11 protein-coding genes are annotated in these 10,790 nt (G+C 72.3%); 7 read left to right on the forward strand and 4 right to left on the reverse strand.

Annotation, left to right across the window (positions count from 1 at the left end; translation table 11 throughout):
• The first annotated feature begins 51 nt into the window (after positions 1–51).
• Complete coding sequence (locus DY245_RS30600) at positions 52–1,884, forward strand: CocE/NonD family hydrolase (protein ID WP_128510461.1); 1,833 nt, start codon at positions 52–54, stop codon at positions 1,882–1,884.
• A 116-nt stretch (positions 1,885–2,000) separates the two neighbouring features.
• Here DY245_RS30600 and DY245_RS30605 read toward each other — a convergent pair whose 3' ends face one another.
• The 3 genes from DY245_RS30605 to DY245_RS30615 all read right to left on the reverse strand — a co-directional run bounded on the left by DY245_RS30605 (position 2,001) and on the right by DY245_RS30615 (position 4,218).
• Positions 2,001–2,195 carry a ferredoxin gene (locus DY245_RS30605; RefSeq protein WP_128510450.1) on the reverse strand — a complete coding sequence of 65 codons (195 nt, stop codon included), beginning with the start codon at positions 2,193–2,195 and terminating at the stop codon, positions 2,001–2,003.
• A gap of 35 nt (positions 2,196–2,230) precedes the next feature.
• Positions 2,231–3,418 carry a cytochrome P450 gene (locus DY245_RS30610; RefSeq protein WP_128510451.1) on the reverse strand — a complete coding sequence of 396 codons (1,188 nt, stop codon included), beginning with the start codon at positions 3,416–3,418 and terminating at the stop codon, positions 2,231–2,233.
• A 194-nt stretch (positions 3,419–3,612) separates the two neighbouring features.
• Positions 3,613–4,218 (reverse strand): TetR/AcrR family transcriptional regulator, encoded by a 606-nt coding sequence (locus DY245_RS30615; protein ID WP_128510452.1) that lies wholly within the window; start codon positions 4,216–4,218, stop codon positions 3,613–3,615.
• Positions 4,219–4,263: 45 nt separating this feature from the next.
• Here DY245_RS30615 and DY245_RS30620 point away from each other — a divergent pair, with 45 nt between their 5' ends.
• Genes DY245_RS30620 through DY245_RS30635 form a run of 4 tightly spaced genes read left to right on the forward strand, consistent with a single transcriptional unit; the run spans position 4,264 to position 7,643 of the window.
• A complete protein-coding gene (locus DY245_RS30620; protein WP_128510453.1) occupies positions 4,264–5,157 on the forward strand; it encodes a DUF2867 domain-containing protein in 894 nt (297 codons plus the stop codon).
• Between the two features lie 26 nt (positions 5,158–5,183).
• Positions 5,184–6,635 carry a CoA transferase gene (locus tag DY245_RS30625; protein WP_128510454.1) on the forward strand — a complete coding sequence of 484 codons (1,452 nt, stop codon included), beginning with the start codon at positions 5,184–5,186 and terminating at the stop codon, positions 6,633–6,635.
• Between the two features lie 53 nt (positions 6,636–6,688).
• Entirely contained in the window at positions 6,689–7,240 is a 552-nt protein-coding gene (locus tag DY245_RS30630; protein WP_128510455.1) for a GNAT family N-acetyltransferase, read from the forward strand.
• A 13-nt stretch (positions 7,241–7,253) separates the two neighbouring features.
• Positions 7,254–7,643, forward strand: coding sequence for a glyoxalase superfamily protein (locus tag DY245_RS30635; protein ID WP_128510456.1), 390 nt, complete (start codon positions 7,254–7,256; stop codon positions 7,641–7,643).
• Here the strand turns inward: DY245_RS30635 and DY245_RS30640 are convergent.
• Positions 7,640–7,915 (reverse strand): hypothetical protein, encoded by a 276-nt coding sequence (locus tag DY245_RS30640; RefSeq protein ID WP_181923948.1) that lies wholly within the window; start codon positions 7,913–7,915, stop codon positions 7,640–7,642. The two genes, DY245_RS30635 and DY245_RS30640, sit on opposite strands and share 4 nt — an antisense overlap.
• A 98-nt stretch (positions 7,916–8,013) precedes the next feature.
• Between DY245_RS30640 and DY245_RS30645 the strand changes: the two genes are divergently transcribed.
• Both DY245_RS30645 and DY245_RS30650 read left to right on the forward strand, forming a co-directional pair.
• Entirely contained in the window at positions 8,014–8,919 is a 906-nt protein-coding gene (locus tag DY245_RS30645) for an arginase family protein (RefSeq protein WP_128510457.1), read from the forward strand.
• Between the two features lie 108 nt (positions 8,920–9,027).
• A partial coding sequence (locus DY245_RS30650) for a DUF5107 domain-containing protein (RefSeq protein WP_128510458.1) occupies positions 9,028–10,790 on the forward strand: 1,763 nt, incomplete at its 3' end.

A 10,790-nucleotide genomic window follows, 5' to 3' on the forward strand; every position in this document is an offset into this window, starting at 1 on the left:
GTTACCGACTGGTTGGTACGACGTGTTTCTGTGGAGGTCTACGTGCCCAGCGTGTCCCGAGCCGTGTCCCGCCCAGCACTCCGCAGGTCCCTCGCCCTGCTGACCGGCACCGCCCTCGCCGCGCCCCTCGTTCTGACGGTCCCGACCGTCCCGGCCGCCCCCGCCGCGGCCGCCACCGACCCGTACACCGTCACCGCACTGAAGGTCACCGTCCGGGCCGGCGAGCGCCGTTGCACCCTGGATGCGGACGTCTACCGCCCGGCCGGTGTCGACGCCGCGCACCCGGCGCCCGCCGTGCTGACCACCAACGGCTTCGGCGGCAGCAAGGCGGACGGCTCGACCGACGCCCTCGCCAAGGCCTTCGCCGCCCGCGGCTATGTGGCGCTGGCCTACTCAGGGCTCGGGTTCGGCAAGACCGGCTGCCCGATCTCCCTGGACGACCCCGGGATCGACGGCCGGGCGGCGAGCCGGCTGGTCGACCTGCTGGCCGGCACCCGTACGGCCGACAACGGCACCCGCCTGGACTACGTCGCCAAGGACGGTGCGAGCGATCCGCGGGTCGGCATGATCGGCGGGTCCTACGGCGGGGCGATCCAGCTGGCCACCGCCTCGGTCGACCACCGCGTCGATGCGCTGGTCCCGCTCATCACCTGGAACGACCTCTCCTACTCCCTCGACCCCGACAACGCCGGCCGTGCGCGGGGCGCCGGCGGAGCGCTGCCGGGAGCGTACAAATGGCAGTGGACCAACGGGTTCTTCCTGATCGGTGAGGCGCAGGGGCTGGTCCATCCGAATCTGGACCCGTCGCGGACCGGCGGCGCCGGCTGTCTGCACTTCGTCGCACGGGCCTGTGACACCAAGCGGCTGCTGGATTCCGGTAAGTACCCGGCCGAGAAGACCGAGGCCATGCTCCACTACGCGCGCAGCGTCTCCCCGGTCTCGTATCTGAAGTCGGTCAAGGCGCCGACACTGCTCGTCCAGGGCCAGGCCGACAGTCTGTTCAACCTCAACGAGGCCACCGCCACCTACCGGACCCTCGCCGCCCAGGGCACCCCGGCCAAAATGATCTGGCAGGCGTGGGGGCACAGCGGCGGGATGAAGAACCCGGCGAAGGGTGAACTCGACCTCGCCCAGGGCAATTTGGAGACCAGTTACGTCGGCCGGCGGATCCTCGCCTGGTTCGGCCGCTATCTGCACCACCGGACGGCGACCGACACCGGGCCCGCCTTCGCGTACTACCGGGACTGGGTGACCGACGGCCCCACCTACGCCACCTCGCCCACCGTCCCGGCGGGCGGCGGTCAGCGGCTGTACCTCTCCGGCGACGGCAAGCTCGTCGGCAACCGCGGCAAGGTGGCGCGCGGCAGCCGGGAGTTCCGCAATCTGCGGTTCGCCACCAGCCATTCGGAGGACTCACTGGCCGGCATGCTCGGCGGGCCGGACCCCGCGCCGTACGACGCCCGGGGCACCTACCTGGACTGGACGTCGGCGCCGGTGGCGGGCGGACCGGTGGACGTGGTGGGCGCGCCCAGGGTGACGCTGAAGGTCGCCTCGCCGGCGACCCAGCAGGTGCAGAACTCCGCGGACGCGGCCGACAAGCTGGTGCTCTTCGCCAAGCTCTACGATGTCGCGCCGGACGGCAGGAAGACGTTGGTGCACCGGTTGGTGGCCCCGGCCCGGGTGGCCGATGTGACCCGCAGGTTCACCGTGGAACTGCCGGCCATCGTGCACCGTTACGGGCCGGGGCACCGACTGCGCTTCGTCATCGCCGCGAGCGACTCCGCCTATGCGGGCAATCGCGGGGTGAAGCCGGTGACGGTCACCAGCACGCCCGAGGACACCGGTGTGCTCGAACTGCCCGTCACCCAAGGGGTGTTGCGGTAGCGGATGAGGTGGATGCCGTAGGAACGAGTAGGAGGGCGGTACGTGTCGTGCGCGCTGCGGGTGCCGGTGTCAGCCGGGAGCCGTGCGCGTCGGCCGAGTCGTCCGCGAGGTGGTGGTCAGTCGTCCGCGACCTTGATGGCCTGCACGGGGCAGGCGCGGGCGGCCTCCCGCACCAGCGGGTCGCCCGCGCCGTCCTCGCGGCCGGGCAGCAGCGCGCTGAACCCGTCGTCGTCCTGGGTGAACACCTCCGGTGCGGTCAGGGCGCACTGTCCGGCGCCGATACAGACGTCCTGGTCGATGGTGATCCGCATCCCGGACCCCTTTCGTTCGTCTGCCGTCATGGCTGCTACCAGGCCAGCGGCAATTCGATCATGCCTTGCAGAGTGTCCCCCGGTTTGAAGGGAATTTCGGCAGCCGGCACGGCGAGTCGCAGATCCGGGATCCTGGTGAACAGCGAACGCAGCGCGATCTCCATCTCCGCGCGGGCGAGGTTCTGGCCCAGGCACTGGTGAATCCCGAAGCCGAACGCCACGTGGTGGCGGGCGGAACGGCCGAAGTCCAGCTCGTCCGGCGACGGGTAGGTGGCGTCGTCCCGGTTGATCAGGGACGTGGGGAACAGCACCCCGTCGTCGGCGCGGATGAGCTGCCCGCCGATCTCGATGTCCTCCGTCGCCACCCGCAGCATGCCGTCGGCGATGGAAAGGAACCGCAGCAGCTCCTCGATCGCCGCCGGCATCAGACCCTCCTCGGCCTTCAGCCGGGCCAGCTGCTCGGGGTGTTCGAGCAGGGTGAAGGTGCCGAGCGAGATCATGTTGGCGGTGGTCTCATGGCCGGCCACCAGCAGGATCATGGCGAGCCGGACCAGCTCGTCGCGTTCGAGGGCGCCGGCCCGCAGCCGCTCCTCGATCAGCTCGTCCAGCAGCCCGTCGCCCGGGTTCTTCTCCTTGTGGGCGATCAGCTCACCGAAGTAGTCCTCCAGCTTGATGCGGGCGTCCTCCGCCTCCTCGGCCGTACGGCTGCGCAGGAGACGGCGGGACTCCTCCTCGAAGAACTCGTGGTCGGCGTACGGGACGCCGAGCAGCGAGCAGATCACCATCGAGGGGACCGGCAGCGCGAACGCGGAGACCAGCTCGGCGGGCGGGCCCTGTTCCACCATCCGGTCGAGCAGTCCGTCGACGATCCGCTGGATCTCCGGCCGCAGCGCGGCGGTCCGCTTGACGCTGAAGCTGGGGATCAGCATCCGGCGCTGGGTGTTGTGCTCCGGGTCGTCCACGCCGATCAGCGGTGTTCTGACCCGGCGGAGCGCCGCGAAGCGCTCGACCGGAATCGGGAAGGCCGGGTTCTGCCGGTCGGACGAGAGCCGCTGGTCGCTCAGCAGCGCCCGGGCCTCGGTGTGGCCGGTCACCGCCCATACCTTCCGGCCGTCGTAGAAGGTGACATGTGTCAGCGGCCCCGCCTCGCGGAGCGGCCGATAGCTGCTGGGCGGGTGGTAGGGACACGTACGGTCCTGGAAGTAGGAGATCGCTTCGGTCACGGAATGCCTCCCGTACGAGGGGCTCGAATGGGCTTCGAGCGCCTTCGAGTGTGAGTTGTCAACGCTGAAGCGCGCCGAGTTGGCCGTGCTGATCTCCACTTCATGCCTCGTACACCGAGCACGTCTACGCGCAGTTCGGCCAACTTAGTTCAGGTTCGGTCACTTTCGGTCCGATCCTCTCTCTCCTGAGGCTCTCATCCCGGGCGCACCAGCGTGTCGATCACCCCGTTCAGGTAGTGGTCGCGGGCCGCACCGGCCGGCAGGCTCTGCGGGACGGCGTGCCCCAGCTGGGTGTGCCCGAGATAGGCGGTGTAGGCGAGCAGGCCGCGGCGCCGCGCCTCGTCCTCGGCGAAGCCCAGCTCCGTGAAGAGCTGGGCGACATAGCCGATCCGCCGGTCGGTCACCCGGGCGAGTGCGGCGGCCACCCGCGGCTGCCCGGCGGTCGCCAGCAGGGAGACCTCCAGGGGGTCCTCGGCGGCCTGGCTCGTGGACCGCAGGAGCAGCCGGCGCAGCCGCTTCCCGGGGTCGGGCTCGGTCTCCATCTCGGTGATCACGGCCTCCGTGCCGAGCTCCTCCCAGCGCGCCAGCGCGGCCTCGATCAGCGCGTCCCGGTTGGCGAAGTGCCAGTAGAAGCTGCCCTTGGTGGTGCCCAGCCGGACGGCCAGCGGCTCGACGGCCACCGCCGCGAGCCCGCCCTCGCCGATGGCGGCCAGCGCGGCATCGGCCCAGTCCTGGGCGGTCAGTCGTTGCCGTGCACCGCTGCCGCGGGGGTCCCTCGCTCGCTGTAGCGCCATATCCATACGCTACCGTACGGTCAAACATACGCCACCGTATGGAGGTGTCCTGTGCGTACCGTCCGAGACGTCCATGCCCGCACCGTCCCGGCCCCGGCCGAGACCGTCGGGGCCCTGCTCGACCGGCTCGGCAGCGCGAGCGATCCGCTCTTCCCGGCGCCCGCCTGGCCCCCCATGCGCTTCGACCGCCCGCTGGGCGTCGGCGCCGACGGTGGGCACGGCTTCGTCCGCTACCGCGTCGGCGCGTACGAGCCCGGCCGCCGGATCCGCTTCGACTTCACCGACGAAGGGGGTGGCTTTCACGAGGCCACCGTGCGGCCCCTGGGCCCGGACAGCTGCCGGGTGGAACACATACTGGAGAGCCAACTGCCGTTCGTACGCCGGCTGTTGTGGACACTGGCGATCCGCCCTGTGCACGGCACCGTCGTCGAGGAGCTCTTCGACAACATCGAACGCGCCGCCACCGGCCGGGTCCTGACCCCGGTCCGCCGGAGCCCCCGCGTCCGCCTGCTCAACCGTCTCCTCTGGGACCGGCCCCGGGCCGTCGACCTCCCCGCCGCGGCCCGACTGGCGCACGGGGCCTTCCCCCGTACCGACTTCCAGGACGCCTGGCAGATGGAGCTGCTGCCCGGCATGCCACAGGAACCGGAGGCCTGGGAGGGCGTGCTGCGCGGTGCGTCCTTCCCGGTCGTCGGGCGCGCGGACGGAGAGATCCTGCTCGGCAAGGACGCCCGGCATCTGGACTTCCGCGCCTCGATCCTCGTCGCGGACGGCCGGGTCACGCTCGGCACCGTCGCCCGCCTCCACAACACCGCCGGCCGGCTCTACTTCGCCGTCGTACGCCTGGTGCACCCCTTCATGGCCCGCATGATGCTGCGCCGTATCCACCGCCGACTGGCGCTCGCCGCACCGAGCGCGGCGGAGCGGGAGGCGCACCGCGTCTGACACGGGGTGCGTGCCACACTGCCTGCATGGGGCAACTACATGGCGGTGGGCGCAACAGCGGTACGGATCTGGCCTGGGCGGCGCTCGGCGGCGACCCGGCCCTGACGGAGCGGATCGTGTACGGCGGGCCGTCCGGGCTGCTGCCGGCCAGGCTCCCGGTGCTGCCGCTGGCCCGCGCCACCGTCGCGGTCTGCGCGCTCGCCGCCGCGGAACTGGCCGCGCAGCGCGAGGCCGGGCCGGTACCCGCCGTACGGGTCGACGACGGTGCGGTCGCCACCGCCTTCGTCAGCGAACGCCATCTGCGCATCGACGGCCGCGCCCCGTCGACCTTCGCACCGCTCTCCCGCTTCTGGCGCACCGCCGACGGCTGGGTACGCACCCACGCCAACTACCCCCACCACCGTGCCCGGTTGCTCCACGCCCTCGGCCTGCCCCGGACGGCCGGGGTGCCCGAGGCCGCCGCCGAACTGGCCGGCCGCCGGGCCGAGGAGATCCAGGAGACGGTCTACGAGGAGGGCGGGCTGGCCGTCGCCGCCCGCACCCCCGAGGACTGGGCCGCCCACCCACAGGGCAAGGCGGTGGCCGCCCATCCGCTGCTGACCCTCGACCCCCTCGGCGACGGCGCCCCGCCCCGCCCGCTGCCCCCGCTCGCCGGCGCCCCGACGCTGCCGGCCGCCGGACTACGGGTGCTCGATCTGACCCGGGTGATCGCCGGACCGGTCGCCACCCGCACGCTCGCCCTGCTCGGCGCGGACGTGCTGCGGATCGACGCCCCCCAGCTGCCGGAGAGTCAGGACGCCCACAGCGACACCGGTTTCGGCAAGCGGTCCGCCAACCTGGACCTCGGCTCGCGTACCGGCCGCGCGACCTTCGAAGAGCTGTTGGCCCGCGCCGATGTGGTGGTGACCGGCTACCGCCCGGGCGCACTCGACCGCTTCGGACTCACCCCCGAAGCGCTGGTCGCCCGCCGCCCGGGGCTGGTCGTGGCCCGGCTCTCCGCCTGGGGCGACGACGGGCCGTGGGGCGGCCGGCGCGGCTTCGACAGCCTGGTGCAGGTGGCCACCGGGATCGCCGCCCTCGAAGCGGAACCGGGCTCTGCATCCGAGGACTCGAAAGAGAGCAGCGACACCCCCGGCGCCCTGCCGGCCCAGGCGCTGGACCACGGCACCGGCTATCTGCTGGCCGCGGCGGTGCTCCGCGCGCTGACCCGGCAGACCCGCACCGGCGGCTCGTCCCTCGCCACGCTCGCCCTGGCCCGTACGGCCCGATGGCTGGTGCACGAGCTGCCCGACGGCCGTGGGCAGCAGCCGGATGCGTCCGGCACCGGAGCGTACGACCCCGCGCGCCACCTCCGGGACAGCGACAGCCCCATCGGCCGGATCCGCCACGCCCTCCCGCCCGTCTCCTTCGACGGCGCGCCGGCCACCTGGGCGACCCCGCCCGGCCACTGCGGAACGGACGCGCCGGTGTGGCGCTGACCCCTGCCGGAACCGGCTGGCCGACCGCCGCCCCCGCTCCGTACGATCTGCCGGTGACGACCAACGACCGCTACCTCGCACGAGGTCCACGCGTGGGCATCCGGCCCTTCACCGCCGCCGACCGGGAGGAGTTCACCACGCTGGCGCGTCAGAGCGCCCAGCTGCACCGCCCCTGGCTCTTCCCGCCGGACACCGACGCCGCGTACGACACCTATCTGCTGAAGTTGCAGGAGCCGCTGCGCGAAGGGTTCTTGATCTGCGAGCTCGCCAGCGGCCGGATCGCGGGCTACCTCACGATCAACAACATCGTGCACGGGGCTTTCCGCTGCGGCGCGATCGGCTACGGCGCCTTCGCGCACGCCGCGGGGCGCGGGCTGATGAGCGAGGGGCTGCGGCTCGTACTGCACCATGCCTTCACAGAGCTGGGCCTGCACCGGCTGGAGGTCAATATCCAGCCGGCCAACGAGCTGTCGATCGCCCTGGTCAAGCGGGCCGGCTTCCGGCTGGAGGGGTTCTCCCCGGACTTCCTCTTCATCGACGGCGCCTGGCGCGACCACGAACGCTGGGCGATCACCAGCGAGATGGTCGCCGACGGCACGGCGTGATTCGATGTCCGTCATGGACATCGTCTTCCGCCGCACCGTACCGGTCTTCCGGATCTTCGACGTGGCCAAGGCCCATGAGTTCTACGTCGACTACCTCGGCTGCACCGTCGACTGGGAGCACCGCTTCGAGCCAGAGATGCCGCTCTACACCCAGGTCTCACGCGGTGACCTGGTGCTGCATCTGTCGGAGCACCACGGCGACGCGACGCCCGGCTCCACGGTCTACACGGAGCTGAGCGGCGTGCGTGAGCTGCACGCCGAGCTGGCCGGCAAGGACTACCCGTATCTGCGGCCCGGTCTGGAGCAGGACGAGATCGGGACCTGCCTCACCCTGACCGACCCGTTCGGCAACCGGCTGCGCCTCAACGAGCCGCACCCCGCAGACCCATCGGACACGCCCTAGTTTTTGCCCGACTTGTCGCGGCGGCGGGCGTACAGCGTGGTCCCGGCGACGACGAGGCCGATCGCTGCCACCTTCGCACACTGGTAGGAGATTCCCCGCACTTCGCCCTGAGAGCCGGGCAGTCCGAGCAGAAGCCACGCGATCGCGGCGAGTCCTAGGACGGCGAGGACGATACCGCCGGTCGCTCCGAGGCCCGCCCACCAGGGTTCCGGTGCGGGGAACGGCTGCTGTGACCGCTGCTCTTCGCCTTCCTGGCGTCCCTCGCTCGTCACGGCGGCGACCTTCCCTCTTTTGGGTCTGTGTGCAGTGGCACATCAGCGGTCGGCGCAAGAGCAACGGCCCTGACATCACCCGCCGTTACGATCGTCTCATGCGCCGTACCGTACTGATCGATGCCCCTTCCAACCTCGGACTGCGACCGCCCGTGCCGGGCGCCGTCCCCGGCTGCTACAAGCTCGCCGGTGCCCTGCGCGAACAGGGGCTGCTGCGGCGGCTCGGCGCGCTGGAAGGCGGAGTGGTGGTGCCGCCGCGCTACGACCTGGGGGAGTGGCAGGAGGGCGACGGCGACTTCCACGCCGCCGCCATCGCCGGCTACACCGCCAAGTTGGCGCACCGCGTCGAGGGACACGTCCGCAGTGGCGACTTCCCCGTGGTGCTCGGCGGGGACTGCAGCATTCTGCTCGGTGCGGTGCTCGCACTGCGGCGGGTGGGGCGGTACGGCGTGGCCTATCTGGACGGGCACGGCGACTTCCGGCACCCGGGCAATGTGGCGGTGTCCGGTCCGGTCGGTGCCGTGGCCGGAGAGGGCGTGGCCCAGATCACCGGGCGGGGGCCGGCCGAACTCACGGATATCGACGGGCTGCGGCCGTACGTCCGTGACGAGGATGTGAGCCTGCTGGGTATCCGCGACGTGGACGAGGACCAGGAGGAGCTGACCGGGCTCGGCATCAGCCACACCCGGGTCGGCGAGATCCGGCGGCGCGGCCCGGACGCGGTGGCCCGTGAGGTGCTCGGCCACCTCCAGACCCCGCCGCTGGACGGTTTCTGGATCCATCTCGACGCGGATGTCCTCGATCCGTCCGTCATGCCGGCCGTCGACAGCCCCGACCCGGACGGTCTGCTGACCGACGAACTCCGCGCGCTGCTCGGCCCGTTGGCCGCCTCGCCGCGCTGCGTCGGTGTCAACGTCACCATCTACGACCCGGACCGTGACCCCGAAGGTTCCGGCGCCGTGCTGCTCGCCGATCTCCTTGAGGACGTCTTTGCGCAACCCTGACCCCACCTGGCCGCAAGAAGCCCTGTTCAGACCGGCGATGACGCGGTTCCATGGTCAACAGGAGGCCGCCGCAGCCGAGGTGGCCCGGTCCAGCATTGCGAGGCAGCCGTGGCCACGAGCGTGCGACGCACCACCCTGACCCTTCCCGCCGCCACCCTCGGCCCGGACAACCCCCTTCCCTCCCTTCGCGGCGGCCAGGACCTGCACCGCATCGAGATCCCCCGGGACGCCGGCCTGCCCGCCGACATGGCGCGGCAGATCGGCTACCGGCCGCTGCGCTCGATCCTGCCGACCCGGATGCGCGACGGATACGGGCGCGCCCGCCGCGCCACCGACCTCGACGCGCTGGTCATCGAGAACGACCGGCTGCGCGCCACCGTCCTGCCCGGCCTCGGCGGCCGGGTGTACTCCCTGCACCACAAGCCCACCGACCGCGAACTGCTCTACCGCAACCCGGTGTTGCAGCCCGCGGCCTTCGCCCTCAACGGCGCCTGGTTCTCCGGCGGCATCGAGTGGAACATCGGCGCCACCGGCCACACCACCCTGTCCTGCGCCCCGCTGCACGCCGCCCGCGTCCCGGCCCCGGACTGGGGGTACCTCCCACGCCGTCAAGGCAGTGGGGGAGGAGAGATGCTGCGGCTGTGGGAGTGGGAGCGACTGCGCGATCTGCCCTTCCAGGTGGACCTGTGGCTGCCCGAAGGCTCCGACTTCCTCCACGTGGGCGTACGGATCCGCAATCCGCACCACCACACCGTGCCGGTCTACTGGTGGTCCAACATCGCGGTCCCCGAAGGCGAGGGCACCCGCGTGCTGGCTCCTGCCGACCGGGCCTGGCACTTCGGCTACGAACGGACCCTGCGCCGGGTGCCGGTCCCCGACTCCGACGGCGCCGACCGCAGCTATCCGCTGCGCAGCGAGTTCCCCGCCGACTATTTCTACGAGGTGCCCGACGGCGCCCGCCGCTGGGTCACGTCCCTGGACGGGGACGGGCGCGGCCTGGTGCAGACCTCCACCGACACGCTGCGCGGCCGCAAGCTCTTCCTGTGGGGCGCGGGGCGGGCCGGGCGGCGCTGGCAGCGGTGGCTCACCGAGCCGGGCACCGGCGGCTATGCCGAGATCCAGGCCGGGCTGGCCCGTACCCAGCTGGAGCATGTACCGCTCGATGCCGGCGGTGAGTTCACCTGGCTGGAGGCCTACGGGCCGCTGGCCGCCGACCCCGCGACGGTGCACGGTGCGGACTGGGGCGCGGCCCGCGGCGAGGTCGAGGCCCGGCTGGCGGCCGCCCTGCCGCGGGCGGATGTCGACGCCGCGTACGCCGCCTGGCTGCCGTACGCCGACCGGGAACCGAAGGAGTCGCTGGCCACCGGCTCCGGCTGGGGTGCGCTGGAGGTCGCCCGCGCGGGCCTGGATCTGCCCGGTACGCCGTTCGACGCGGCCACCCTCGGCCCGGAGCAGGAGCCATGGCTGACGCTGCTGAGGACCGGTGACCTGCCGGCCGCCGGTCCCGTACCGGGAGCGGCACCGGTCGCGTCGGCCTGGCGCGATCTGCTGGAGTCCGCACAGCCGGGCCCGGCCACCGACCACCACCTCGGCCTCGCCCAGTGGCATGCCGGTGACCGCGCCCAGGCCGTCCGCAGTTGGGAGCGGGCGCTGGGGCACGGCGGCGGCGCTCTGCCGCTGTACTGCCTGGCCGTCGCCGAGTCCGTGGTGGGCGAGACGGCACGCGCCGCCGACCGTTACGCGCAGGCATACGCCGCAGCGGCCACATCCGCCGGAGCATCCTCGGCGGACGGCCCGGCGGCGCGCGCCTGGCGTGCGGTGCTGCCCGCGCTCGCCCGGGAGGCGGTGCCCGCGCTGCTCGCGGCCGGCCG

The sequence above is a fragment of the Streptomyces inhibens genome, assembly GCF_003389455.1.
Lineage (GTDB): Bacteria > Actinomycetota > Actinomycetes > Streptomycetales > Streptomycetaceae > Streptomyces > Streptomyces inhibens.